Source organism: Microbacterium lemovicicum (assembly GCF_003991875.1).
GTDB classification, from domain to species: Bacteria; Actinomycetota; Actinomycetes; order Actinomycetales; family Microbacteriaceae; genus Microbacterium; species Microbacterium lemovicicum.
This window is the reverse complement of record NZ_CP031423.1, coordinates 1512095-1538086: the sequence shown is the minus strand read 5'-3', so window position 1 is coordinate 1538086 and position 25992 is coordinate 1512095. Positions and strand designations below refer to the sequence as shown.

General features: G+C 70.4%; 22 protein-coding genes and 4 tRNA genes. 16 read left to right on the top strand and 10 right to left on the bottom strand.

The window, feature by feature from the left end:
* Window positions 1-11: 11 nt before the first annotated feature.
* Entirely contained in the window at window positions 12-2486 is a 2475-nt protein-coding gene (locus tag CVS47_RS07150; protein WP_127095481.1) for a DNA gyrase/topoisomerase IV subunit A, read from the bottom strand.
* A gap of 98 nt (window positions 2487-2584) precedes the next feature.
* On the opposite strand from CVS47_RS07150, the gene CVS47_RS07145 reads away from it, so the two are divergent.
* Window positions 2585-3715, top strand: a complete 1131-nt coding sequence (locus CVS47_RS07145) for an alkaline phosphatase family protein (protein ID WP_127095480.1) — start codon at window positions 2585-2587, stop codon at window positions 3713-3715.
* Window positions 3716-3739: 24 nt separating this feature from the next.
* Here CVS47_RS07145 and sepH read toward each other — a convergent pair whose 3' ends face one another.
* The gene (gene sepH, locus CVS47_RS07140; RefSeq protein ID WP_127095479.1) at window positions 3740-4771 is read right to left on the bottom strand and encodes a septation protein SepH; all 1032 of its coding nucleotides are present in this window, start codon (window positions 4769-4771) and stop codon (window positions 3740-3742) included.
* A 221-nt stretch (window positions 4772-4992) separates the two neighbouring features.
* Between sepH and CVS47_RS07135 the strand changes: the two genes are divergently transcribed.
* Window positions 4993-5286: a DUF4193 domain-containing protein gene (locus CVS47_RS07135; protein ID WP_127095478.1), complete on the top strand. Its 294-nt coding sequence runs from the start codon at window positions 4993-4995 to the stop codon at window positions 5284-5286.
* Window positions 5287-5329: 43 nt separating this feature from the next.
* Here the strand turns inward: CVS47_RS07135 and CVS47_RS07130 are convergent, their stop codons facing one another.
* Complete coding sequence (locus CVS47_RS07130; RefSeq protein WP_241240309.1) at window positions 5330-5800, bottom strand: DUF3093 domain-containing protein; 471 nt, start codon at window positions 5798-5800, stop codon at window positions 5330-5332.
* An 18-nt stretch (window positions 5801-5818) separates the two neighbouring features.
* On the opposite strand from CVS47_RS07130, the gene dut reads away from it, so the two are divergent.
* The 5 genes from dut to dxs all read left to right on the top strand — a co-directional run bounded on the left by dut (window position 5819) and on the right by dxs (window position 12740).
* Complete coding sequence (dut, locus tag CVS47_RS07125) at window positions 5819-6250, top strand: dUTP diphosphatase (protein ID WP_206502786.1); 432 nt, start codon at window positions 5819-5821, stop codon at window positions 6248-6250.
* 20 nt (window positions 6251-6270) lie between these two features.
* Window positions 6271-6891 carry a DUF3710 domain-containing protein gene (locus CVS47_RS07120; protein ID WP_127095477.1) on the top strand — a complete coding sequence of 207 codons (621 nt, stop codon included), beginning with the start codon at window positions 6271-6273 and terminating at the stop codon, window positions 6889-6891.
* Entirely contained in the window at window positions 6888-7637 is a 750-nt protein-coding gene (locus tag CVS47_RS07115) for a DUF3159 domain-containing protein (protein ID WP_127095476.1), read from the top strand. The genes CVS47_RS07120 and CVS47_RS07115 overlap by 4 nt, the downstream gene beginning before the upstream one ends.
* Window positions 7638-7771: 134 nt before the next feature.
* A complete protein-coding gene (locus tag CVS47_RS07110; protein WP_127095475.1) occupies window positions 7772-10642 on the top strand; it encodes an aconitate hydratase in 2871 nt (956 codons plus the stop codon).
* A 145-nt stretch (window positions 10643-10787) separates the two neighbouring features.
* A complete protein-coding gene (gene dxs, locus CVS47_RS07105; RefSeq protein ID WP_127097237.1) occupies window positions 10788-12740 on the top strand; it encodes a 1-deoxy-D-xylulose-5-phosphate synthase in 1953 nt (650 codons plus the stop codon).
* 232 nt (window positions 12741-12972) lie between these two features.
* On the opposite strand, the gene CVS47_RS07100 is transcribed toward dxs, so the two are convergent.
* From CVS47_RS07100 to CVS47_RS07085, 4 genes are all read right to left on the bottom strand, one after another.
* Window positions 12973-15135, bottom strand: coding sequence for a 3-hydroxyacyl-CoA dehydrogenase NAD-binding domain-containing protein (locus CVS47_RS07100; protein WP_127095474.1), 2163 nt, complete (start codon window positions 15133-15135; stop codon window positions 12973-12975).
* 9 nt (window positions 15136-15144) lie between these two features.
* Window positions 15145-16350, bottom strand: coding sequence for a thiolase family protein (locus CVS47_RS07095; RefSeq protein ID WP_127095473.1), 1206 nt, complete (start codon window positions 16348-16350; stop codon window positions 15145-15147).
* A gap of 73 nt (window positions 16351-16423) precedes the next feature.
* Window positions 16424-17626 carry an HRDC domain-containing protein gene (locus CVS47_RS07090; RefSeq protein WP_127095472.1) on the bottom strand — a complete coding sequence of 401 codons (1203 nt, stop codon included), beginning with the start codon at window positions 17624-17626 and terminating at the stop codon, window positions 16424-16426.
* Window positions 17619-18209: a DUF3000 domain-containing protein gene (locus CVS47_RS07085; RefSeq protein ID WP_127095471.1), complete on the bottom strand. Its 591-nt coding sequence runs from the start codon at window positions 18207-18209 to the stop codon at window positions 17619-17621. The genes CVS47_RS07090 and CVS47_RS07085 overlap by 8 nt, the downstream gene beginning before the upstream one ends.
* A 25-nt stretch (window positions 18210-18234) precedes the next feature.
* Between CVS47_RS07085 and CVS47_RS07080 the strand changes: the two genes are divergently transcribed.
* Window positions 18235-19446 (top strand): alpha/beta hydrolase family protein, encoded by a 1212-nt coding sequence (locus CVS47_RS07080; protein ID WP_127095470.1) that lies wholly within the window; start codon window positions 18235-18237, stop codon window positions 19444-19446.
* 12 nt (window positions 19447-19458) lie between these two features.
* Here the strand turns inward: CVS47_RS07080 and CVS47_RS07075 are convergent, their stop codons facing one another.
* On the bottom strand, window positions 19459-19896 hold the full coding sequence (locus CVS47_RS07075) for a SufE family protein (protein ID WP_127095469.1): 438 nt from the start codon (window positions 19894-19896) through the stop codon (window positions 19459-19461).
* A gap of 144 nt (window positions 19897-20040) precedes the next feature.
* Window positions 20041-20943, bottom strand: coding sequence for a sulfurtransferase (locus CVS47_RS07070; RefSeq protein WP_127095468.1), 903 nt, complete (start codon window positions 20941-20943; stop codon window positions 20041-20043).
* Window positions 20944-21075: 132 nt separating this feature from the next.
* Here CVS47_RS07070 and zapE point away from each other — a divergent pair, with 132 nt between their 5' ends.
* From zapE to CVS47_RS07050, 4 genes are all read left to right on the top strand, one after another.
* Window positions 21076-22119, top strand: coding sequence for a cell division protein ZapE (gene zapE / locus CVS47_RS07065; RefSeq protein ID WP_127095467.1), 1044 nt, complete (start codon window positions 21076-21078; stop codon window positions 22117-22119).
* A gap of 203 nt (window positions 22120-22322) precedes the next feature.
* The gene (locus CVS47_RS07060) at window positions 22323-23591 is read left to right on the top strand and encodes an ammonium transporter (protein ID WP_127095466.1); all 1269 of its coding nucleotides are present in this window, start codon (window positions 22323-22325) and stop codon (window positions 23589-23591) included.
* 82 nt (window positions 23592-23673) lie between these two features.
* Window positions 23674-24273 carry a type II toxin-antitoxin system PemK/MazF family toxin gene (locus tag CVS47_RS07055; protein WP_241240308.1) on the top strand — a complete coding sequence of 200 codons (600 nt, stop codon included), beginning with the start codon at window positions 23674-23676 and terminating at the stop codon, window positions 24271-24273.
* Window positions 24274-24298: 25 nt separating this feature from the next.
* On the top strand, window positions 24299-24562 hold the full coding sequence (locus CVS47_RS07050) for a hypothetical protein (RefSeq protein ID WP_127095465.1): 264 nt from the start codon (window positions 24299-24301) through the stop codon (window positions 24560-24562).
* A gap of 46 nt (window positions 24563-24608) precedes the next feature.
* Here the strand turns inward: CVS47_RS07050 and CVS47_RS07045 are convergent.
* A tRNA-Val gene (locus CVS47_RS07045) sits at window positions 24609-24684 on the bottom strand.
* A gap of 145 nt (window positions 24685-24829) precedes the next feature.
* On the opposite strand from CVS47_RS07045, the gene CVS47_RS07040 reads away from it, so the two are divergent.
* The 4 genes from CVS47_RS07040 (at window position 24830) to CVS47_RS07025 (ending at window position 25900) form a co-directional block, all read left to right on the top strand.
* A tRNA-Gly gene (locus CVS47_RS07040) sits at window positions 24830-24902 on the top strand.
* Window positions 24903-24958: 56 nt separating this feature from the next.
* Window positions 24959-25029, top strand: a tRNA-Cys gene (locus CVS47_RS07035).
* Window positions 25030-25055: 26 nt separating this feature from the next.
* Window positions 25056-25127: transfer RNA gene (locus CVS47_RS07030), tRNA-Val, on the top strand.
* Window positions 25128-25648: 521 nt separating this feature from the next.
* Window positions 25649-25900 (top strand): helix-turn-helix domain-containing protein, encoded by a 252-nt coding sequence (locus CVS47_RS07025; protein WP_127095464.1) that lies wholly within the window; start codon window positions 25649-25651, stop codon window positions 25898-25900.
* The last annotated feature ends 92 nt before the right edge of the window (window positions 25901-25992 follow it).

Here is a 25992-nt window from a genome sequence, read left to right as displayed (position 1 = left end):
CGGTACCGGCCTCAGCGCACCGGCTCGCCGATGGCGCCCACCAGGCCGTCCAGCGGCTGGCCCGACGCGTCGCGCTTGGCCACGGGCTCCGGCAGCGGACGCACCGCGCCATCGGCTCCGACGGCGCGAGCCGGGCCGAGGCCGACCCAGGCGAGCGCCAGCGTGTCCTCGCCGCGCAGGAAGCGCTGTGCGCGCACCCCGCCCGTGGCCCGGCCCTTGGGCGGGAACTCCTCGAACGACGACACCTTGACCGACGCGGCGTCCGCTCCGGCCAGCGCCTGACGCGATCCGGCCACCGTGACGACGACGACATCGGATGCCGCGGCCTCGACGGCCCCGAAGAACACCGCGCTCTCGCCGTCCGCGAGACGGACACCGGCCATGCCGCCGGCCGCTCGACCCTGCGGGCGCACGGACGACGCGTCGAAGCGCAGGAGCTGCGCGTCGGAGGTGACGAAGACGAGCTCCGCGCCGTCGGGCGCGGGCGCGGCGCCCACCACACGGTCGCCGGGCTTGAGGGCGATGACGTCGATGTCGTGCCGGTTGAGCGGAAGCTCCGTGGCCGCGACGCGCTTGACGACACCCTGCGCCGTGCCGAGGGCGATCGGCGGTTCGCCGGTGAGGGCGACCAGCGCGACGACGTGCTCGCCGGAGGACAGGCCGAGGTACTGGTCGGCGCGGGCGCCCGCCGCCGGCTGCACGGAGTTGCCGGGCACGGAGGGGAGGTCGACGGGGGAGAAGCGCACCAGCCGGCCCGCACTCGTGACGGCACCGACGTCGCCGCGCGTCGTGGCGTCCACCGCGGAGCGGATCGCGTCGTGCTTCGAGCGGCGCACGGGCGGGACGATGCCGCCACCCGGTGCGTCGGGGCTCACTTCGGCCCGCAGCATCCGTCCGGTCGCCGACAGATAGACCCGGCACGGGGCGTCCGCGATCTGCAGATCGGCCGCCGCCGCTGCGGCGGCGCGGGACGGACGGGCCGCCACCGGCCCGCCGTTCAGCAGGACGGTGCGCCGGGGCGTGCCGTGGGCCTCCGCCGCGGCATCCAGTTCCCTGGCCACCTGCGCGCGCAGCAGCACGTCGCTGCCCAGCAGCTCCTCGAGGGCGGCGATCTGCGCCTTCAGGTCGTCGCGCTCGGCCTCGAGCTCGACCCGCGAGAACTTCGTCAGGCGCCGCAGGCGCAGCTCCAGGATGTACTCGGCCTGCAGGACGGAGAGGTCGAAGACGTCCATGAGCCGGGCACGCGCCTGCTCGCTGTCATCGGACGTGCGGATGACCTGGATCACCTCGTCGATGTCGAGGATCGCGACGAGCAGCCCCTCGACGAGGTGCAGGCGGTCGCGGCGGCGCTGCAGGCGGAAGCGGCTGCGGCGCGTGACCACGCTGACGCGGTGATCGAGGTAGACCCGCAGGAGCTCGCGCAGGCCGAGCGTCTGCGGCTGTCCGCCGACCAGGGCGACGTTGTTGATGCTGAAGGAGTCCTCGAGCGGCGTCAGTCGGTAGAGCTGCTCGAGCACGGCCAGCGGGTCGAAGCCGGTCTTGATGCCGATCACGAGGCGCAGGCCGTGATGGCGGTCGGTGAGGTCGGTGACGTCGGCGATGCCGGTGAGCTTCTTGCTGGTGACCGCGTCCTTGATCTTCTCGATGATCCGCTCGGGGCCCACGAGGTAGGGGAGCTCGGTGACGACGAGTCCCGTGCGACGCGGGCCGAGGGGCTCGACCGACACCTTGGCGCGGGTGCGGAAGCTGCCGCGGCCCTTCGCGTAGGCGTCCTTGATGCCGTCGAGGCCGACGATGATGCCGCCGGAGGGCAGGTCGGGCCCGGGGACGAACTCCATCAGCTCCTCGACCGTGGCCTCGGGGTTCTCGAGCAGGTGGACCGCGGCGGCGACGACCTCGATGAGGTTGTGCGGCGCCATGTTCGTGGCCATGCCGACGGCGATGCCCGTCGTGCCGTTGACGAGCAGGTTCGGGAAGGCGGCCGGCAGCACCTCCGGCTGCTGGAACTGGCCGTCGTAGTTCGGGATGAAGTCGACGACGTCCTCGTCGAGGTCCTGCGTGAGGGCGAGAGCGGCGGCCGCCAGACGCGCCTCCGTGTACCGCGGGGCGGCGGGACCGTCGTCGAGCGAGCCGAAGTTGCCGTGTCCGTCCACGAGGGGCACCCGCAGCGAGAACGCCTGGGCCAGCCGGACGAGCGCGTCGTAGATGGGCGCGTCACCGTGCGGGTGGAGCTTGCCCATCACCTCGCCGACGACGCGGGCGCTCTTCACGTGGCCCCGGTCGGGCCGCAGACCCATGTCGGCCATCTGGTACAGGATGCGCCGCTGCACGGGCTTCAGTCCGTCGCGCGCATCGGGGAGCGCGCGCGAATAGATCACGGAGTAGGCGTACTCGAGGAACGACCCCTGCATCTCGACCGAGACGTCGACGTCTTCGATGCGCTCCGGAGCGCGGTCCTGGGCGGGCGAAGGGGGAGTGGCGCGCATGCTTCTTCCGGGCAAGAGGGACGGTGCGGCGCGGACGCTCGTCGCACGGATGGCCCGCTGCGGACAGCCGATCCCGTCGGTGTGCGAGACTTGCCGCGATGTCCCTCAGCCTACCCGCGGAGCCCCCCAGGGCCCGGAGCCTCACCGGCGTGCTGCCGCAGCTGATCGCCTCGCTGAGCGGAGAGTCGGACTGGCTCGCCCCCGCGACGAGTGCCGTCGTCTTCGTCGTCGACGGCCTCGGCGCACGCAATCTCGCTGCCCGGGCCGGACATGCCCGCTTCCTGTCGGAGCGCATGGGCAAGCGCGACGTCGGGCGCACCGTCTTCCCTTCGACGACGGCCGCAGCCCTCACGAGCCTGCTGACGGGCACGGAACCGGGCGTCCACGGGATCGTGGGCTATCGCACGCGCGTTCCCGGCACCGACGACATCGTCAACCAGCTCAAGGGCTGGGAGACCGACGGCCTGTCGCCCCACTCCTGGCAGCGCGCGCAGCCGCTGATGGAGCGGGAGGCGCAGGCAGGACGCCCCTGCTTCGTCGTCTCGCGGGCGGAGTACGTCGGCTCCGGCTTCACCGAGGCCACGCTCCGCGGTGCCGAGTTCGCCACCGCGCGCACGGTCGCCGAGCGCGCGGAGATCGCGGCCGATCTGGCCGCCCGCCATCCGGGCGCCCTCGTGTACCTCTACGCACCCGACCTGGACACCGCCGGTCACAAGCGGGGGTGGGAATCGGATGCCTGGACCACCGCCCTCGAGGACGTCGACGGTGCCGCGCGCACACTGTCCGACGCGCTCGCCCCGGGTGTCGGCGTCGTGCTCACCGCAGACCACGGCATGGTCGACGTTCCGCGGCACCGCCAGGTGCTGCTGCAGACCGGAGACGACCTGCTGGAGGACGTCCGCCACATCGGCGGTGAGCCGCGGATGCTGCACCTCTACGCCGAGCAGGGCGCGCAGGACGGCGTGCTGGCACGCTGGCGCGAGGCCGAGTCCGGTCGCTCCTGGATCCTCTCGCGCGACGAGGCGATCACCGCCGGGCTGTTCGGCGCGATCGTGGACTCCGAGGTGCGCGAGCGGATCGGCGACGTGCTCGTCGCGGCGCGTTCCTCGATCGCCTACTACGACGACCGGCTCGAGGACACGCGCGCGCAGAAGATGGTCGGCCAGCACGGATCGCTGACCGACGACGAGCGCGCCATCCCGCTCATCCGACTCGGCGCCTACGCCTGACCGGGGTCGCCCGTCGGCGCCGGATCAGTCTTCGGTGCGTGCGCCGAAAACGATCTCGTCCCACGACGGCATCGACGTGCGGCCCTTGCGGCGGCCGCCTCCGTCACCGGATGCCGCGGCCCGCTCGTTCTGGGCGGGCACCGAGGAGCCGCTCGGCGTCTCCTCGTAGCCCGGCTCGAGGGCATCGAAGAGGGCGACGGGGGAGTGCGAGCGCGACGGCGTCTCGCTCTCCATGCCGGGCAGGGGCTCGCGCTGTCCGCGGCGTCGACGCAGGGCCTCGAGCAGGTCCGCGGTCTCGGACGACGGCGAGGACACGTTGTCGGCGCGCTTGATCGCCGCGTTCTCGACGGCGGGCGCGGTCGGCGCCGGCACCTCGGGGCTCTCGATGTCGGCGTCGGGCATGCGTCGCGGGCCGAACGCGCCGCTGTCGAAGCGCGACTCATCCTTGCCCGCGGGCACCTCCAGAGCGCGCAGCCGCGGGATGAGCCCGTCCGGCAGCGAGCCCTGGCGGGACAGCTGGATCGCGTCGGCGTTCTGCGGCGAAAGCGTCGTGCGGCGGGGGTCGAAGCCCCACCGGGCGTCATGGTCGACGTCGCCGGCAGTGAACTCGAGCTTGACCACCCAGCCGGTGGGCTCCTTCCAGCTCGTCCAGCGCTCGCCCGAGGCGCCGGCCTCGGCCAGCTTCGCGCGGACGGCGGCGCCGAACGTCGGCAGGGCATCGGGCTCGAGGTCGCCGCCCAGCAGGACGGGCACGGACAGAGCCTGACCGACGATGTGCTCACGCTCGGCCAGCACCGGACCCTCGAAGCGCTGCACGTCCTCGACGCGCGCCTCCAGCAGGACGGCGACCTCCTGCGCAGACAGACCGGCGCGGATGTGCGCCTGGATCTCGCGAGGGCTGGGGCGGTTCGCGGGCACCTCGTCGGCGCGATCGCGTCCGATCCTGCGCAGCTCGCCGCGCAGGACACTGTCGACGGCGAGCGAGAATCGCTCGCCCGATTCGGTCGCGAGGACGAGCCTGTCGTCTTCGGTCCCGATGACTTTGAGCTGTTCCATGCGGACGCCTCTTTCGTTCCGGCGGTGTGCTCGCCATCGTGTCACAGGGGCGGCGTGGAGCCGGGAATATCCGGGGCGCGCCGCGAGTTCCACGCTCGTGAAGACCGCGGATGGATCGGCTCCGAAGCCGCATTTGCTTATTGGTCCGCGGTCATGCAAACTATGGCCGCCCGACAGGGCCTACGGTTCTACGACACCCCCGGAAGAAGAGACGCTCACGCATGGCCACGGATTACGACGCCCCCCGCAAGACCGAGGACGACAGCGAGTCGATCGAGGCGCTGAAGGAGCGCGTCCCCGACAAGCTGTCGGGTGCGGTCGACGTCGAGGACGCCGACAACCCGTCGGGATTCGAGCTTCCCGGAGCCGACCTGTCCGACCTCGAGCTCGACGTCGTCGTGCTGCCCCCGCAGGAGGACGAGTTCACCTGCTCCAACTGCTTCCTCGTGAAGCACCGCTCGCAGCTCGACCACGACACCGCGCACGGCCCCATGTGCAAGGAGTGCGCGGCCTGACGACCGCAGCCCCCGTCGTCGCACGCGGCGACGGGGCGCGCCCTCAGGACTGAGCCCGGCGCACCGCCGCCACCAGCCGGTCGGGCGTGCGGGACGAGATCACCCAGTACGGCGTCGGATCGTCCGGGTCGGTGACGGCGAACATCGCGACCGCATCGATCCCGCCGCGGATGAGGTGCCAGGCCCGCGGGTGAAGACCCGCGCTGCGCGCGTACTGCGCGTCGTCACCGGACACCCAGGATCCGGCATCCAGGAACTCGACCGGGATGTGCGCACGACCGGCGCGCAGCTCGCCGTCCCTGACGGTGATGACGGGCGAGCCGGACACGAGCAGCGCCACGACGGCCACGCCCACGAGCGCCCCCACGACGAGGGCGACGGTGGTGTCCAGCGGCACGAACACCAGTGCGGCCATGGGCCCGCAGAGTGCGGCGGAGACCAGGAACCACATCGACGGGCCGAGCCGCTCGCGGTACGGCGCGGCCGTCCTCGTCGGGACGTTCTGCATCGCCATCTGGACTACCCTCGTTGCGTGACCGAAACCGTGGACGTTCCCATTATCGCCGCCGACGTCCCGCGGTACGCGCATCCCGGCGATGCCGGCGCCGACCTCACCGCAGCCGAGGCCCTGCGCCTCGGCCCGGGGGAGCGGGCGCTCGTGTCCACCGGTGTGCGCATCGCGCTGCCGGACGGATACGTCGCCTTCGTGGTGCCGCGCAGCGGCCTGGCCACGCGTCACGGCATCACGATCGTCAACTCTCCCGGCACGGTGGATGCCGGCTACCGCGGGGAGATCAAGGTCACCCTCCTCAACACCGACAGCACGGAGGCGTTCGACGTCGCCGTGGGCGACCGCATCGCCCAGCTGATCGTCATGCCCGTCCCCCGCGCGCACTTCATCCCCGTCGAGGAGCTGCCCGACAGCGTCCGCGGCGCCGGCGGCTTCGGCTCGACCGGCATCTGACAAGGAGCACGACACCACTCATGACCGACGAGACGCCCGACGACGACACCCTGGCCGACGACACCGCCACCGAGACCCGCGTTCCGCTCGACCGCGCCGCCGACGGCCCGTTCGACGAGACCGAGGCGAACCCCGTCCGCCCCTACATCGATCTGGGGGGCATCAAGATCCTTCCGCGCGAGGGCCTGAACCTCCGGCTCGAGGTCGAGGAGCAGACCAAGCGCATCGTGGCGGTCGGCCTCGACTACGCCGAGTCGACGCTGCAGGTGCAGGCGTTCGCCGCGCCCCGGTCGACCGGACTCTGGGACGAGACGCGCGAGCAGATCCGCGCCCAGATCCGTCAGCAGGGCGGCCGCGTCGAGGAGCGGGAGGGCCCGCTCGGCCCCGAGCTGCTCGCCGAGGTTCCCGTCATCGCGGGCGCCGACGCCGCGAGCGGCAAGCGCCTGGCGCGCTTCATCGGCGTCGACGGCCCGCGCTGGTTCCTGCGCGGCGTCATCGGGGGCGCAGCGGCAGCCGACCCGGATGCCGCAGCCAAGGTCGAGGACCTGTTCCGCTCGATCGTGGTCGTGCGCGGCGGCACGCCGATGCCGCCGCGCGACCTGATCCCGCTGAAGATGCCCGCGACCCCGGGCGCCGCGTGACCGAGGAGCGACCGCCGGCCACGGACGACGATCCCGCGCTCACCCCGCCGCCGGCCTCTGACGCGCTCGGCGCGGCTCTGGGCACCGCCGCGCGACGTGCGGGCTTCGACCCGACGCAGGGAGGCTCGACGGGCACCGCGGTCTGGCGCGCCATGGGCGGCTGGCGCGGCGTGCTGGAATCGGTCCTGCCGACCCTGGCCTTCGTGATCCTCTTCACGGTCACCCTCGACCCGGCCACGAACGAGGGCAATCTGTGGCTCAGCCTGGGCGTCTCGGTGGGCGTGGCGCTGCTGTTCACAGTGGTGCGCCTCGCGACCAAGTCGCCGCCGTCCGCCGCTCTCGGCGGTCTCATCGCGGCGGTCGCGGCCGCGGCGCTCGCGCTCTTCACCGGCCGGGGCGTCGACAACTTCGTCCCCGGCCTGATCACGAACGGCGTCTACGGCACGGCGCTGCTCGTCTCCGCCCTCGTCGGGTGGCCGATCATCGGCCTGGCGGTCGGCTTCCTCGTCAACGACGGCACGCGCTGGCGCCGCAACAAGCGTCGTCGCCGCGCCTTCTTCTGGCTCACCCTCATGTGGGCGGGGCTCTTCGCGGCGCGACTGGCCGTGCAGCTCCCGCTGTACCTCACGGGCAACACGGCGGCGCTCGGCACCCTCAAGCTCGTCATGGGACTGCCTCTGTTCGCACCTCTGGTGGCGGTCACGTGGCTCGCCGTGCGTGCGCTCTACCCTCCGCCCCCGAAGTGATACATTTATCTTGACATCAAGATAAATTCTCCGACTGGACATTAGGTCCGCCTCACTGGCGACCCACGCCCGCGCGGGGAAAGATGGGGTGCGGCGGGCTTCTGCCCGCTCCTCCGCCGACGAAGGAGACGAACGTGTCCACTGTTGACAGCTTCGGTGCCAAGAGCACCCTGACGGTCGGCAGCACCGACTACGAGATCTTCCGCATCGACGCGGTGCCGGGCTACGAGACGCTGCCCTTCAGCCTCAAGGTGCTGCTCGAGAACCTGCTCCGCACCGAGGACGGCGCCAACGTCACGAAGGCGCAGATCGAGGCGCTGGGATCGTGGGATGCCGCGGCCGAGCCCGACACCGAGATCCAGTTCACGCCGGCGCGCGTCGTCATGCAGGACTTCACCGGTGTTCCCTGCATCGTCGACCTCGCCACCATGCGCGAGGCCGTCGAGGCTCTGGGCGGCGACCCCAAGAAGATCAACCCGCTCTCGCCGGCCGAGATGGTCATCGACCACTCCGTCATCGCCGACCTGTTCGGCAGCGAGAACGCGCTGGAGCGCAACGTCGAGATCGAGTACGAGCGCAACGGCGAGCGCTACCAGTTCCTGCGATGGGGCCAGACCGCCTTCGACGACTTCAAGGTCGTCCCGCCGGGCACCGGCATCGTGCACCAGGTCAACATCGAGCACCTGGCGAAGGTCATCTACGACCGCACCGTGGACGGCACGCTGCGCGCGTACCCCGACACGTGCGTCGGCACCGACTCGCACACCACGATGGTGAACGGGCTCGGCGTGCTGGGCTGGGGCGTCGGCGGCATCGAGGCCGAGGCCGCGATGCTCGGCCAGCCCGTCTCCATGCTGATCCCCAAGGTCGTGGGCTTCAAGCTGTCCGGCGCGATCCCCATGGGTGTCACCGCGACCGACGTGGTGCTCACGATCACCGACATGCTGCGCAAGCACGGCGTGGTCGGCAAGTTCGTCGAGTTCTACGGGGAGGGCGTGGCCAGCGTGCCGCTGGCCAACCGCGCCACCATCGGCAACATGAGCCCCGAGTTCGGCTCGACGGCCGCCATGTTCCCCATCGACTCCGTCACGGTGGACTACCTGCGCCTCACCGGCCGCAGCGAGGAGTCCCTCGCCCTGGTCGAGGAGTACGCCAAGCAGCAGCACCTGTGGCACGACCCCTCGATCGAGCCGGTGTTCAGCGAGTACATGGAGCTGGATCTCTCCACGGTCGTCCCCTCGATCGCCGGCCCGAAGCGCCCGCAGGACCGCATCGAGCTGTCGCAGTCCAAGGAGCGCTTCGAGAAGGACCTCCTGGACTACGCCGTCCCCGGCGCGCACACCGTCGTGGACGCGGCCGTCGAGGGCACGTTCCCCGCCTCCGACCCGCTCGGCTTCACGCCGCAGGACGAGGGCGACAGCGCCGAGCCCGCCCCCTCCGAGGTGAGCCACCAGCACGAGCACGCCGCCAGCATGCTGAGCGCTTCGCCGGCCGGAGTCTCGAAGCCGACGACCGTGACGCTCGAGGACGGCCAGACGTTCACCCTGGACCACGGCGCCGTCACGATCGCCGCCATCACGTCGTGCACGAACACGTCGAACCCGTCCGTGATGCTCGCCGCGGGCCTGCTGGCCCGCAACGCGGTGCGCAAGGGACTCAAGGCCAAGCCGTGGGTCAAGACCACCCTGGCCCCGGGCTCGAAGGTCGTCACCGACTACTACGAGAAGGCCGGCCTCACGCAGGACCTCGAGGACCTGGGCTTCTATACGGTCGGCTACGGCTGCACCACGTGCATCGGCAACTCCGGGCCGCTCATCGAGGAGGTCTCGGCGGCGATCAACCAGAACGACCTCGCCGTGACGGCGGTGCTCTCGGGCAACCGCAACTTCGAGGGCCGCATCAACCCCGACGTCAAGATGAACTACCTCGCCAGCCCGCCGCTGGTGATCGCGTACTCGCTCGCCGGATCGATGAACTTCGACTTCGAGACCGACCCCCTCGGGCGCGACCGCGACGGCAACGACGTCTTCCTCAAGGACATCTGGCCCGACGCCGCCGAGGTGCAGTCCACGATCGACTCGTCGATCAACACGGAGATGTTCACGCACCAGTACGCGAGCGTGTTCGAGGGCGACGAGCGCTGGCAGACGCTGCCGACGCCCACCGGCGACGTCTTCGAGTGGGACGAGTCCTCGACCTACGTCCGCAAGCCCCCGTACTTCGAGGGCATGACGATGGAGCTGACCCCGGTCCGCGACATCGAGGGCGCGCGCGTCATGGCGACGCTGCTGGACTCGGTCACGACCGACCACATCAGCCCGGCCGGCAACATCAAGGTCGACAGCCCGGCGGGGCAGTACCTGGCCGAGCACGGCGTGGAGCGCAAGGACTTCAACTCCTACGGCTCGCGCCGCGGCAACCACGAGGTCATGATCCGCGGCACGTTCGCGAACATCCGCCTGAAGAACCAGCTCGTGCGCTCCGTCAACGACGGCAACGAGGTGGAGGGCGGCTACACCCGCGACTTCACCCAGGAGGGCGGACCGCAGTCGTTCATCTACGACGCGAGTCAGCACTATCAGGAGGCCGGCACGCCGCTGGTGATCTTCGGCGGCAAGGAGTACGGCTCCGGCTCGTCGCGCGACTGGGCGGCCAAGGGCACGAGCCTGCTGGGCGTCAAGGCCGTCATCACCGAGAGCTTCGAGCGCATCCACCGCTCGAACCTCATCGGCATGGGCGTCGTCCCGTTGCAGTTCCCCGCCGGCGAGAGCTGGGCCTCGCTGGGCCTGGACGGCACCGAGATCGTCTCGATCGCGGGCCTGGAGCAGCTGAACGAGGGCACCACGCCCAAGACGGTGCGCGTCACCGCCGCCCCGAGCGAGTTCTCGGCTCCCGGCAAGGAGACGGTCGAGTTCGACGCCGTCGTGCGCATCGACACGCCGGGCGAGGCGGACTACTACCGCAACGGCGGCATCCTGCAGTACGTGCTGCGCTCGCTGGTCTGAGCGCGAACCGAAGGGCCGGAGACACACGTCTCCGGCCCTTCGGCGTGTCACGAGGGGGCAGGGCGCGTCGGCGCCCGCATCGGCCTTCCGGGCTTGCGCAGTGCCCGGCGGGTAGACTTGCCGGATGTCGGACGAGGGGAACAGGATGCCGCGACTGGGCTCCATCGGAGGTCCGCGCGACCTCGACGCACTGAGCGTGGAAGAGCTCGAGGATCTCGCTCAGGAGATCCGGGACTTCCTCATCGAGAACGTCTCCCGCACCGGCGGGCACCTCGGACCCAACCTCGGCGTCGTCGAGCTGACCCTCGCGATGCACCGCGTCTTCGACTCGCCGAACGACCCGATGATCTTCGACACGGGCCACCAGTCCTACGTGCACAAGCTGCTCACCGGGCGCCAGGACTTCTCGCGACTGCGGTCGCGCGGCGGCCTCGCCGGCTACCCGCAGCGCTCGGAGAGCCCGCACGACGTCGTGGAGTCCTCCCACGCGTCCAGTTCGCTCAGCTGGGCGGACGGCGTCTCACGCGCCCTCACCCGCACCGGCCGGAAGGACCGCCACGTGGTCGCCGTGGTCGGCGACGGATCCCTCACGGGCGGCATGACGTGGGAGGCGCTCAACAACATCTCCGACGAAAACGATCGCAACCTGGTCATCATCGTCAACGACAACGGCCGCTCCTACGCCCCGACGATCGGCGGCATGGCGCGCTACCTCAACCGCGTGCGCACGGCGGAGACCTACCGCCACCTGCACGAGGGATCGGCCACGCTCTTCGGTCGCCTCGGTCCCGCGGCCCGCGCCGTCTACCGCGGCGTCCGCGGCGGCACCCACGGGTTCCTGTCCCGCTTCACGAACAACGCCGCGCTGTACTCGAATCTCGACATCAAGTACCTCGGCCCCGTCGACGGCCACGACATCGGCGTGATGCTGGAGACCCTCGAGCTCGCCAAGAGCTACGGCGCCCCCGTGATCGTGCACGCCATCACCGAGAAAGGCCGCGGCTATCAGCCGGCCCTCGACGACGAGGCCGACCAGTTCCACGCGGTCGGAAAGATCGATCCGCTCACCGGCGCGGCCGTCGGCGGAGCGGGGAGCCCGGCCTGGGGTGACGTCTTCGCCGAGGAGCTCCTCGCGATCGGCGAGGAGCGCGAGGATGTCGTCGGCATCACGGCCGCGATGCTGCGACCCACCGGCCTCCTGCCGTTCGCCCAGCGCTTCCCCGACCGCGTCTACGACGTCGGCATCGCGGAGCAGCACGCCGTCGCCTCTGCGGCCGGACTCGCGTTCGGCGGCCTGCACCCGGTCGTCGCCATCTACGCCACGTTCATGAACCGCGCCTTCGACCAGGTCATGATGGATGTCGCACTGCACCGCGCGGGCGTCACCTTCGTGCTCGACCGCGCCGGCGTCACCGGCCCCGACGGTCCGAGCCACCACGGCATCTGGGACCTCGCCATGCTGCAGATCGTGCCGCACATCCGCATCGCGGTGCCGCGCGACGAGGCCCGCCTGCGCGAGGAGCTCCGCGAAGCGGTCGCCGTGGACGATGCGCCCACCGTGGTGCGCTTCCCCAAGGGCTCGGTCGGCGCCGACCTGCCCGCGGTGGAGCGTCTCTCCGACGGCGTCGACGTGCTCGTGCAGTCCGATGCCAAGGACGTCCTCATCGTCGGCATCGGCCCGATGGCCCACCTCGCCGTCGACGTGGCCGGGCGCCTGCGCGCGCAGGGCATCGGCGCCACGGTCGTCGACCCCCGGTGGGTCGTGCCCGTTCAGCCGTCGATCGTCGATCTCGCGGCATCCCACCGCCTCGTCATCACCATCGAGGACGGCATCCGCGTCGGCGGAGTCGGCACGCGCGTGCGGCAGGTGCTGCGCGAGGCGGGCGTCGACACCGCCGTGGACGAACTGGGCCTGCCCGACGAGTTCATCGACCACGCGACCCGCGAGCAGATCCTCGAGGACGCGGGTCTCACGGCCGCGAAGATCGCGCAGGACGTCGTCTCGCAGGTGCTCGGGACCCGCATCCCCAAGGCCCGTCCGGAGGGCAGCGACCTGTCTGCGGTCGACGACTGGGAGAGCACCCCGCCGCGGCCGTAGCAGCGAGTCGAGCAGTTTTCGTTCTGGTCCTCGCGCCCGGAGTCAGGCATGGTACGAGAGACAGGTCTTTGCGGCGTGTCCGCCCTGATTCTCATGACATCCCTGATTCTCGGGTCGGCGCGAGGATCCTGTCGCCGTCTTCGCACGTCACGTCACGGCACGTCGCGGCATCTCACAGGATGTCAACCGAGAAGGGGACGGATGCCGCGGCATCCGTCCCCTTCGTCGTCCGTCAGCGTGCGGCGATACCCCGGATGGCGGGAGTGTGGAACGTGCCTCCGAAGACGCGCTCCGACGCCCCCTCACGGTCGAGGTAGGGCGAGGCACCGCCGTCGATGAACGGCCAACCCGCCCCGAGGATCAGGCAGAGGTCGATGTCCTCGACCTCGGGCACGACGCCCTCGTCGAGCATGATGCGGATCTCCTGCGCCAGGCCGTCCTGCACCCGCCGGAGGATGTCGGCCTCGGACGAGGGGGAGGAGCCGACCGCGCCCTTGAGCACCTTCTCCGCCGCCTTGGTCCAGCCGGTGACGCGCCCGCCCTTGTCCTTCTCGACGACCTCGGTCAGCTCCGCCAGGCGGTGGAAGTTCTCCGCGGCGAAGAACCGGTCGGGGAAGGCGTGCGCCATCGTGTCCTGCACGTGGGCCGCGACCTTCCACCCCACGAGATCGATGAGCTGGAACGGCGTCATCGGAAGGCCGAGCGGCCCGAAGGCCTTCTCGACGGTGAGCAGCGGCGTGCCCTCGTACACAGCGCGCGCCGCCTCGCCCATGACCTTGGCCAGCAGGCGGTTGACGACGAAGCCGGGAGCGTCGCTCGTGAGCACCGCGTTCTTGCCCAGAGTGCGCGCCACGACGAACGCGGTCGACAGCGCGGCATCCGTCGTCTGCGGCGTCCTGACGACCTCGATCAGCGGCATGACGGCCACGGGGTTGAAGAAGTGGAATCCGACGAGCCGCTCGGGGTGTGCGAGCTTCGCCCCGATCTCCTCGACCGAGAGCGACGAGGTGTTGGTCGCGAGGATCGCGTCGTCGGCGATGATCTGCTCGATCTCCGCGAAGACCTGCTGCTTGACGCCGACCTCCTCGAACACGGCCTCGATGACGAAGTCGCAGTCCGCGTACTCGCTCTTGTCGGTCGTGCCGTGCACGAGCGCACGGAGCTTGTTGGCGGTGTCGCCGTCGAGCCGGCCCTTCGCCTCCAGCTTGCCGATCTCCTCGCGGATGTAGGCCAGGCCCTTGTCGACGCGCGCCTGATCGAGGTCGGTGATGAGCACCGGCACCTGCAGCTTGCGCAGGAACAGCAGCGCGAACTGGCTGGCCATGAGACCGGCGCCGATGATGCCGACCTTGGCGACCTTCTTCGCGAGCGCCTTGTCGGGTGCTCCCACCGGGCGCTTCGCCCGCTTCTGCACGAGATCGAAGGCGTACATGGATGCCGCGAACTGGTCGCCCGTGACGAGCTCGGCCAGCGCCTCGTCCTCGCGGGCGAAGCCCTCGGCCATCGTGCCGCTCTTAGCCTTGTCGAGAAGCTCGAGCGCGGCGTAGGGCGACGTCGGAACGGTGCCGATACGGCTCTCGAGCATGCCGCGCGCCATGCGGATGGCGATGGGCCACTTGGTGAGGCGCTCGATCTTTCCCGGCTCGTTTTTGCGCTCGACCTTGATCCGTCCCGCCAGCACGCCGTCGGCCCAGGCGAGGGAGTTCTCGAGGTAGGTCGCCGCGGGGAAGATCGCATCGACGATGCCGTAGTCGAACGCCTGCTGCGGCTTGAGCATGCGATTCTGCTTCAGCGGGTTGGAGATCACGACCTCGAGCGCGTTCTCGATGCCGATGAGGTTCGGCAGCAGGTACGCGCCGCCCCACCCGGGGATGATGCCGAGGAAGACCTCGGGCAGCGCGATCGCGGCGGCCGAGGCATCCACCGTCCGGTAGGTCGAGTTCAGCGCGATCTCGAGCCCGCCGCCGAGCGCGAGTCCGTTCACGAAGGCGAACGACGGCACGCCGAGCTCGGAGAGCCGCCCGAGCACGGAGTGGCCCAGCTGCGCGATGAGTCGAGCGCTCTCCTTCGAGTCGAGGCGGGAGATGTCACTCAGGTCGGCACCGGCGGCCAGGATGTACTTCTTGCCGGTGATGCCGACGGCGGCGATCTCGCCGGCGGCCGCGCGGGCCTCCAGCGTGTCGAGCGTCGCGCCGAGCTCGGTGAGCGTGGCAGGCCCCAGGGTGTTCGGACGCGTGTGGTCGCGGCCGTTGTCGAGGGTGATCAGCGCGAGCGTCCTGCCCGAGGGGAGCCGCACGTCGCGGACGGGGGAGTGGGTGACCACTTCCCCCTCCGTGAAGGCCTGGAGGGGGGAGAAGTCGACGCCGGCGTACGGCGATGCGGAGGTGTTCGTCATCATCGCCCCTTACTTGCGCTTCTTGCCGTCGAAGTGGGGGTTCTCCCAGATGACGGAGCCGCCCTGTCCGAGTCCCACGCACATGGCGGTGAGGCCGTAGCGGACGTCGGGACGCTCTGCGAACTGGGCCGCGAGCTGGATCATGAGGCGCACACCGGAGGCGGCCAGCGGGTGTCCGAGAGCGATCGCGCCGCCCCAGGGGTTCACGCGCGGATCGTCGTCGGCGATGCCGAAGTGGTCGAGCAGCGAGATCGTCTGCACGGCGAAGGCCTCGTTGAGCTCGAAGAGGCCGATGTCGGAGATGGTGAGCCCGGCCTTGCGCAGAGCCTTCTCCGTGGAGGGGATCGGTCCGATGCCCATGATCTCGGGCGCGACGCCGGCGAACGCGAACGACGTGAGCTTCATCTTGGGCGCGAGGCCCAGCTCCTTGACGGCGCCACCGCCGGCGAGGATGCTCATCGTCGCGCCGTCCGTCAGCGGCGACGAGGTGCCGGCCGTGACGCGCCCGTGCGGGCGGAAGGGCGTCTTCAGCTCGGCGAGACCCTCCATCGTGGTCTGGGGCCGGCGGCCCTCGTCCTCGGTGGCGAGACCCCACGCGCCCTGCGCGTCGGTGATGGCCACGGGCACGAGGTCGGGCTGGAAGCGGCCGGCGTCGTAGGCGGCCTGCGCCTTGTGCTGGCTCAGCATGCCGAACCGGTCGGCGCGCTCCTTCGTCAGGTGCGGGAACCGGTCGTGGATGCGCTCGGCGGTGACGCCCATGTTGAGGGCGTCGGCGCTCACGAGCTTCTCGGTGAGGAAGCGGGGGTTCGGGTCGGCGTCACCGCCGAGGGGGTGACGGCCCATGTGCTCGACGCCGCCGGCCAGGGCGACGTCGTACATGCCCATGCCGATCGAGCCCGCCATGGTCGTGACGCTCGTCATGGCGCCGGCGCACATGCGGTCGATCGCGAACCCGGGCACGCTCTGAGGCAGACCGGCGAGGATCGCCGCCGTGCGCCCGAGGGTGAGTCCCTGGTCGCCCTGCTGCGTCGTCGCCGCGATCGCGACGTCGTCGACCAGGTCGCCGGGCACGGCGGGGTTGCGCTCCATCACCCCGATGATCGTCTTGACGACGAGGTCATCGGCGCGGGTGTTCCAGTACATGCCCTTCTCACCCGCGCGCCCGAACGGTGTGCGCATGCCATCGACGAAGAAGACGTCAGAGATCTCGGCCACTCTGCCTCCAAAACTAGGGAATGCAGCCAGCCTAGGATCGGGCCTCGGGCGCTCGGAATCGGTTGGAGCGAACCTACGAGGCGTCGTCCGGAGCCGTCGCGGCCTCTTGCACGGAATCGACAAAGGCTTGCGCGATCAGCTGTGCAGTCTGCGCAATCTGCCACCGTCGTGCACCCGATTCTGCGAGGGCGTCGCCGATGGATGCTGCGTCCCCGTCCGCCGGGGGGGCCCACGCGACACGGCGCAGGAGGTCGGGGGTGAGCAGGTTCTCGGTCGGCATGTGCAGCTCTTCGGCCCGCGCCTCGACCGCCGCGCGCGCGGACTTGAGGCGCGCGTCGGCGGCGGGGTTGCGGTCGGCCCACGCGCGCGGCGGCGGGAAGGAGTCACCCGTGCCCGGTGCGCGCTCCGGCGGGAGCTCGTCGGTGGCGCGACCCGTCTCGATGGCGGCCCACCAGCGGTCGAGCTGCGTCCGGCTCGCCCGGCCCGTGAATTCCTTGATGCGGGCGAGATCCTGCTTCGACGCCGGCTCGGCCAGCACGGCGGCCACGAGGGCGCGGTCGGGCACGAGCCGCCCGGGGGAGACGTCCTCGGCGCGCGCGTACTCCTCGCGCGCTGTCCACAGCGCCCGCGCGACGGCGAGGTTGCGGCGCCCGCGCACCGTGTGGAGTCCGCTGAGGCGCCGCCAGGGCTCCTCGCGCGGCGCCCGCGGCTCGCGCACGCGCACCGCCTCGAACTCCTCGGCGGCAAGCCCCGTCTTGTCCTGGTCGGCGAGCTCCGCCACGAGGGCGTCGCGCACATCGATGAGGTGGACCACATCGAGCGCGGCGTACTCCAGCCACGACTGCGGCAGGGGACGCGTCGACCAGTCGGCCGCAGAGTGCTCCTTGGCCAGGGTGATGCCGAGGGTCGTCTCGACGACCGCCCCGAGGCCGACGCGGTCGTGGCCGAGGAGCCGGGCCGCCAGCTCGGTGTCGAAGATCACGGGCGGCATGAGGTCGAGCTCGCGAAGCGAGGGCAGGTCCTGGCTCGCGGCGTGCAGGACCCATTCGTCCTCGCCGATCGCGCGCTGCAGCGGAGAGAGGTCGCCGACGGCCGGGGGATCGATGAGGAAGACGCCGGCGTCGCGGCGGAAGACCTGGATGAGATAGGCCCGCTGCGAGTAGCGGAAGCCGGACGCGCGCTCCACGTCGACGGCCACGGGCCCGGTGCCGCGCGACAGCGCATCGGCGGCGTCCTGCAGGCCCTGCCGGTCGGCGATGACGGTGTAGTCAGCCACGCGCCGACCTGTGCGAACCGAGCACTGCGATCCCTTCTGAGCCGGGAGGGAGTCCCCCGAGCATGCACACGAGTTCGGCCCAAGCCTCCACGTGCGGAGCGAGACTACCCGACGGAGTCCACGACGCGCGAAGCTCGATCTGGGCTCCCTCGCCTTCCTCCTCCAGCGTGCCGAAGCCCTTCGAGAGCGTCTTGGTCGCGGTGCCGGAGGCGGAGTCGTACTCCGCGCGGCGCGAATCCAGGGCGTCGATCAGCCACGACCACGCGACATCGGCGAGCATCGGGTCGGTGCCGATCTCGGTCTCGAGGGGGGCCTGCGCGAAGCAGACGATGCGCCAGGCGCCGCCCCACGCGGACGGCTCCTCCGGATCGTGCAGCAGGATCAGCCGCCCGGTGCCGTAGGGCGAGTCCGCGCCCTCCGCCTCAGGCCGGATGTCTCCGGCGATGGCGAGGGCGTGCGGGGCGACCCCCGAGGGCGCCGGGATCTCGCGGACGACGAGGTCGTCGCGGAACAACGTGTTCCGGACCTCCTCGACGGCGAGATCGAACGGCGAGGGAGTCGTCGGTCGACCATGCTCAGCCACGTCGACAGACTAGGCTGGGGCCTCGATGGTCCACCCCAGGCGCGCCGCATCGCACGGCCCCTCCCCACAGCTCCTCACCGGCATCTCCGCGGCGCTGGGAGCCCTGGGCGCCGCCCTCGTCTTCGTCCTCACCGCGATGGGCCTGGTCTCCGTGCGCGTCGCGCGCCGCGTCGTCACCCCCGCGCCGCGTCAGCCCGACACGATCCTCCGGGGATTGGATGCCGCGGCCCAGACCATCTCGCTGTCCCGCACGGCCGACACCGTGCTGCCCGGCCGGTACGGGCTGTTCGTCACCGGGACCCAGCAGTACCTGAAGGTCGGCTCCGTGCTGTCGGAGGACGCGCAGGTGGTCAAGCGCAAACTGCTGACCCACGTTCCGGAGGGGTCGCACCTCGCCGCCGAGGCCGCCTTCTCGGGCTGGTACTTCTCCCAGCCGGAGGAGCTGCAGCTGCCGTTCACCTCGGAGCTCGTCGGCACGCCGATCGGCCCGTGCCCGGCCTGGCTCTTCCCTGTCGAGGACGCCACGACGTGGGTCATCCAGGTCCACGGCCGCGGCACGACCCGATCCGAGTGCCTCCGCGCGGTGCCGGTCTTCCACGCAGCAGGCATCTCGACCCTCGTGGTGTCGTACCGCAACGACGGCGAGGCGCCGCGCAGCCGGTCGGGCACCTACGGCCTGGGTGCGACGGAGTGGCGGGACGTGGACGCCGCGCTCGGCTTCGCCCGGAGGCGGGGCGCGCAGCGCATCATCCTCATGGGGTGGTCGATGGGCGGCGCGATCGTGCTCCAGCTCGCCCTGTCGTCATCGCACGCCGACGCTGTCGCCGGCATCGTGCTCGAATCGCCCGTCGTCGACTGGCGCACGGTGCTGGACTACCAGGCGCGGCAGCTGAAGCTTCCCGCGCCGATCCCGGAGCTGGCGGTCGGAGCGCTCAAGAACCGGTGGTCGTCGCGGATCGCGGGGTCGCGCACACCCATCCCCTTCGACGCCTTGGATGTGGTCTCGCGGGCAGGAGAGCTGCGGCATCCGACTCTCATCCTGCATTCGGACGACGACGGATTCGTGCCCTCCGACGCGTCGCACCTCCTGGCGGAGGCACGACCGGATCTCGTCGAGCTCGACGTGTTCGAGGTCGCGCGCCACACGAAGCTGTGGAACTACGACCAGGACCGGTGGACGCGCACGATCACCGACTGGCTCGACCGTCAGGGGCTGCGCGGTCCGTCCGGGGAGTGACGCCCGACGTCGTCAGGCGGCGACGGCCGCCGCGACCTGGCGCTGCGCCCGGCGGAGCATGCCCGTCATGCCGGCGATGCGCAGCGGCGAGACGGCGCGGGTCAGCCCGATGGTGAGCGGGTAGTCGGACGGCACGGCGAGGACTTCTTCCGCCGTCAGGCCGGACAGTCCCTGCACGAGGATGCTGGCGAAGCCGCGGGTGGTCGGCGCCTCCATCGGGGCGGTCGCGTGCATCTGGACGATGCCGTCCTCGACAGCCAGCACGATGAAGACCGGCGACTGGCACTCGGCGACGCGCTCGTACATCTCGGGGTGACCCTCGTATCGCTCCGGGACGTCGGGCAGCTCACCGGCGAACTCCAGCAGCAGCTGCAGCCGCTCCGGTTCAGGGAGGGCCAGGAAGTCGTCGCGGATCTCGGCGAGGACGGGGGGGACAGGGGTCTCGGACATCGGTTCCATTCTCCCACGCCGCGTTTCGGCTCGCTCGCGCTAGCGGCGCTGCCGAAACGTCGCAACACGCCGCGACGGGCCGCGAGGGCGCGGCGTGTTGCGACGTCTCGCGAAAGGTCGAGCGGGGCGAGCGCGGCGAGCGACCTAGACGGTGGGGACCTCGCCGGGCTCACTGCCGACCGCGATCGGCACGCGCACGGCGCTGCCCCACTCCGTCCACGAGCCGTCGTAGTTGCGGACGCCGTCGAAGCCGAGCAGGTGCTGCAGCACGAACCACGTGTGGCTGGAGCGCTCGCCGATGCGACAGTAGGCAACGATCTCATCGCCGTCGCGCAGGCCGGCGCCGTCCCGGTAGATCGCGTCGAGCTCGGCGCGCGACCTGAAGCCGCCGTCCTCGGCCACGGCCTTGGCCCACGGCACGCTCTGCGCGGAGGGGATGTGCCCGGCGCGCAGCGCGCCCTCTTCGGGGTAAGCCGGGGCGGAGGTGCGCTCACCCGAGTACTCCTCCGGCGAGCGCACGTCGATGAGCGGCTTGCCCAGGTGCGCGAGCACGTCCTCCTTGTAGGCGCGGAGGGCCGAGTCGTCGCGCTCGACGACCGGGTACTCCGCCGCAGGGCGTGTCGTGGCATCCGTCGTCAGCGGGCGGCCCTCGGCTATCCACTTGTCGCGGCCGCCGTCGAGCAGCCGCACGTCCTCGTGGCCGAACAGCGAGAACACCCACAGGGCGTAGGCGGCCCACCAGTTGTTCTTGTCGCCGTAGATGACGACCGTGTCGTCGCGGGAGATGCCCTTGCGGCTCATCAGCTCGGCGAATCCGGCGCCGTCGACGTAATCGCGCACCACGGGGTCGTTGAGCTCGGTGTGCCAGTCGACCTTGACCGCGCCGGGGATGTGCCCGGTCTCGTAGAGCAGCACGTCTTCATCGGATTCGACCACGACGAGGCCGGGCGCAGCGAGGCGCTCCTGCAGCCAGTCCCCGGTGACGAGACGCTCGGGATGGGCGTACTCGGCGAACTTGCCGGAAGAGGTGTCGGTCTCGACGGTCATGGGGGATCTCCTGATGCGCTGACGCGGAGGGTGCGCCGATGGAACGGCGTAGGGTTGACACCGTCCCTTCGACCCTATGCGCTCGCGGCGGACGCGCATCCGCACAGTAAGACAGCGACACAGGACGGTCTCATGGCCTCGACCCCGACTTCGGCGCGTACCGGTGTCATCCGCCTCTCCGAGCTGTCGCCGAGCGTGTCGGGTGCCGACATGGTGGCCGCGCTCGTGCCGCCGCCGCAGTTCGACGGTGCGACGTTCGAGACGTACCGCGCCGACCCCGCGTACCCCTCCCAGCAGGAGACGAAAGAGACGCTGCAGGCGTTCTCCGGCGCGGGAGCCCCTGCCCCGCGCGGCGGCGGCCTGTTCCGGCGCGCGAAGAAGGTGCCCGAGACCAAGCCCGGCGTCTACCTCGACGGCGGCTTCGGCGTCGGCAAGACCCACCTGCTCGCCTCGATCTACCACGCGATGCCGGCGCGCAGGAAGTACTTCGGCTCGTTCATCGAGTACACCGCCTTGGTCGGCGCCCTGGGCTACCAGAAGACGGTCGAGCTGTTCCGCGGCTCCGACCTGCTCTGCATCGACGAGTTCGAGCTCGACGATCCCGGCGACACGATGGTGATGACCCGTCTCCTCGGCGAGCTCGTCTCCGGCGGCACCAAGATCGCCGCGACCTCCAACACCCCGCCGAACGCGCTCGGCGAGGGCCGCTTCGCCGCGCAGGACTTCCTCCGCGAGATCCAGGCCATGAGCGCCCACTTCGAGACGCTCCGCATCGACGGCACCGATTACCGTCAGCGCGCGATCGACGGCCACGCCGTGGTGCTCGACGAGGCGGGATACGAGGCGGCGATGACGGATGCCGCGGCCCGCGGTCTCGTCTCCGATGACGCGTTCGCCGCGCTCATCGCCCACCTGGCCACCGTGCACCCCAGCCGCTACATCCGTCTGCTGGACGGCCTCAGCGTCATCGGCATCCGCGACGTGACGCAGCTGCTCGACCAGGCGGCCGCCCTGCGGCTCGTCGCCTTCATCGACCGCGCGTACGACGCGCAGATCCCGATCCGGGCGACGGGCACGTCGCTCGACCAGGTCTTCGGCGAGGAGATGCTGGGCGGCGGCTACCGCAAGAAGTACCTCCGCGCGATCTCCCGGCTGGTGGCGCTCACGCACGAGTGACCGTGTGCGGCGTCGGCCGCAGCATCCACTCCTCAGTGAGTCGGATCGCACGCCTCCAGCATCGCGAAACGCGATGTTTACGCCAGGGCGTACCGCGTAACCTCCGTGAAACACGACCTGCACGCGGCTCGAAACCCCGTGGCCCGAGACTGGGCGGACCCGACGCGAGAACACTGCGTCCCTGCAGAGAGGTTCCACCCGAGATGGATCAAGGTAACACCGCATTCATCCTGATCGCCGCAGCGCTCGTGCTGCTCATGACGCCGGGTCTGGCGTTCTTCTACGGCGGACTGGTCAAGGCGAAGAGCGTCATCAGCATGATGATGCTCAGCTTCGGGGCCATGGGCCTCATCGGCGTCCTCTGGGTGCTGTACGGCTACGCGATCGCGTTCCCGTCGGCCGACGGACTCGGCGCCCCGTGGTCGATCGACTTCTCGGCCCTCGGGCTCGAGAGCCTGCTGGAGACGCCGGAGGGGGCCGCGTACCCGCCGCTGGCCTTCGTCGCGTTCCAGGCCACCTTCGCGATCATCACCGTCGCCCTCGTCTCCGGCGCCATCGCCGACCGTGCCAAGTTCGGCGCCTGGATGATCTTCGCCGGCCTGTGGGCCACCATCGTCTACTTCCCGGTCGCCAGCTGGGTCTTCAACTTCGGCCTGGCCGATGACGGCAGCTTCGCCTACGGCGGCTGGATCACCTACGGCCTTCAGGAGGCCTTCGGCGTCGGGGCGATCGACTTCGCCGGCGGCACCGCGGTGCACATCAACGCCGGTGCCGCAGCCCTGGCTCTCGCCCTGGTGCTCGGCAAGCGCGTCGGCTTCCAGAAGGGCATCGCCGTCCCGCACAACCCGCCGTTCGTGCTCCTCGGCGCCGGTCTGCTGTGGTTCGGCTGGTTCGGCTTCAACGCCGGCTCCGAGCTCGCCGCCGACGGCACCGCCGCACTCGCCTTCGTCAACACGATCGCCGCTCCCGCCGCAGCCCTGCTGGCGTGGCTCGTCGTCGAGAAGATCAAGGACGGCAAGCCCACCTCGGTCGGTGCCGCCTCGGGCGCTGTCGCGGGTCTCGTCGCCATCACCCCCGCCTGCGCCTCGCTGCAGCCGGTCTGGGCGATCCTCCTCGGCATCGTCGCCGGCGCCGTCTGCGCCCTCGCGATCGAGCTGAAGTTCAAGCTCGGCTTCGACGACTCGCTCGATGTCGTGGGCATCCACCTCGTCGGCGGTCTCATCGGAACGCTGTACCTCGGCTTCTTCGCCAACGGCACCGGTCTGTTCCTCGGTGGCGACGGCACGCAGCTGCTCGTCCAGGCGATCGCCGCCTTCTCGGTGCTGATCTACTCGTTCGTGCTCGCCTTCGTCATCGGCTGGATCATCCAGAAGACGATCGGCTTCCGCGTCAAGAACGAGGACGAGATCGCCGGCATCGACACCGTCGTCCACGGCGAAGAGGGCTACGTCCTCTCCGACGCGCGCGACTGACACACGAAGACACGGAGGGCGTCGCGGGCGACCGCGGCGCCCTTCCGCGTGCCCGGGAGACGACGGCGGCTAGGTTGAGAGTGTGACAGAGCGACGCGGCTGGGCCGGCATCCTCTCCCGCGTCCTGGACGTCGTGAGCTCCGCAACGCGAGGCGCGGACAGCGCTCCGACCGGCACGAGGGCGCCGAAGGCGAGACTGCGGACGGATGCTGCGGCCCCGGGCCCGCGGCGGACTCCCGCCACGCCGGCCGGCCGTGGTGCAGCATCCGAATCTGCGACCGTGGAGGTCGCGCCGCCCGCGCGCGGCGGACTCCGCATCGAGTACACGCCCCACCCCGACGGCGACCCCGACGCCGGCGAGGTCGTGTGGACGTGGGTGCCGTACGAGGAGAACGACGGCCGCGGCAAGGACCGGCCCGTGCTCATCATCGGGCGGCACACCGCGGATCGCGTCTATGCCGTCCGGCTGACGAGCAAGGCGCACGACGGCAGCCGCGACTTCCTGTCGATCGGGTCGGGGGAGTGGGATCCGGCGGGACGTCCGTCATGGGTCGACGTCGAGCAGATCTACAGCGTGCACGAGGCCGGGATGCGACGCGAGGCCGCGGCGCTCGATCCCGCACGCTTCCTCCGGGTCGCGCAGGCGCTTCACAATCGTTATGGCTGGACCATCGCGGTCTGACCGAAGAGGTTCCTATCCTGGCGGTGTGGCCCAGGAAGTCGGCGAACGTCGGAGAGCACCGGTCGGCCGGTGGCTGGTCGTTCTCGTCGCGCTGGTCGTGCCCGTGCTCGTCGCCCTCTCAGGCGTGACGTACGGAGCCTGCTACGACTCCGGCACGGATCCCGACGCCAGCTACTGCACGTCCGGTCCGTTGGTCGCTCCGGGTGCGGCCTGGTTCCTGTGGGGGCTGTGGGGTGTGGTGGCGCTGATCGCCCTCGTGTGGGCTGTGCGCGGCACGCGGCGACGCTGAGCGGAATCGAGAAACCCCCGGACTCGAGCAGGAGTTCCGGGGGAGGTGGTGGGCGATACCAGACTCGAACTGATGACCTCTTCCGTGTGAAGGAAGCGCGCTACCAACTGCGCCAATCGCCCGTCGGCCCGTGGGCCGGGTCCGATGTTACCGGATATCGGCGGCGCATCCGAACGCGGGGTCGCGGAGACACGCGGGTGCGGCGCTGGTTTTGCGCGACGCCGCGGATCGGCTAAAGTCATGGAGTGCCCGGAGCGATCCGGACATGCGGATGTAGCGCAGTTGGTAGCGCACAACCTTGCCAAGGTTGGGGTCGCGAGTTCGAGTCTCGTCATCCGCTCGAGTGTTGAATCCCCTTCGGGACCGGCTCAGCACGTGGGGTCAAACCACACACACGGTGGCGTGGCCGAGCGGCTAGGCACCGGCCTGCAAAGCCGTTTACACGGGTTCGAATCCCGTCGCCACCTCGCTCACAACTGAAAAGCCTGTACAGGCGCGATTGGCGCAGCGGTAGCGCGCTTCCCTGACACGGAAGAGGTCACTGGTTCGATCCCAGTATCGCGCACAAGGAAAGCCCCGCTCCGGCGGGGTTTTTTCGTTCCATGGCGACGACCGTGCCCCTTGCGTGCCTCAGCGTCGAAGTTTCGAGCCTCGGGCAGAGGGGTCGGCGAACGAGTGAGCTCTGCGCGAGGCATGCGACGTATGCGACAGCAGGCAAGCTGCAAGAGCGACACTCAACAGGTAGCAAGACCCGACTCTTCGTTGGTTCCCGGAACCGGTTCTGAGTTCCCGGAACCAGTGCCGTGCAAACGGTTCCCCGGTTCCCACCCCCTATAGGGGGGAACCGGAACCGGAACGGGGAACCCCGTCACGACACGCGGACACGCTAGGCATGCACGCCTAACGGAAGACGTAGTGAATGCGTGTTAATCTCATCGTGATCCGAGGGGCAACCCTCACACTCTCGTCTACGAACGAACCGCACGCGGCGGTAGGCCACTAGGCCGAAGGCGGACACTAGAGCTAGCGGCACGGATCGGCCGAGTCTCCGGGTCACGCTTCCTGATTCATAGGAAGCATCCCGCGATGATTCGTTCGCTCGTCACTCTCGACGAAGCCGCTGCCCACCTGCACGTCTCGGTCAAGACGGTTCGCCGTCGCATCGCTGACGGCACCATTCCCGCCGTTCGTATCGGTCGCCTGATCCGCATTCCCGCGGCGGCGCTCGAGGAGCTCGCTCCCGGCTCGACGATCGACGTCGCGGCACGCGCGAGCTTCCCCGGCTCCTACACGATGAGCCGAGCGTCCGTCGCCGGGTCGATTCTCTTCCTGCGATGACCGCCCATGCCTGCCGAGTGGATCGCTCCCGCGAGACCGGGTCGATCGTGGCCTGCACATGCGGCTTCGCGGTAGGCCCGTTCACCGATCGC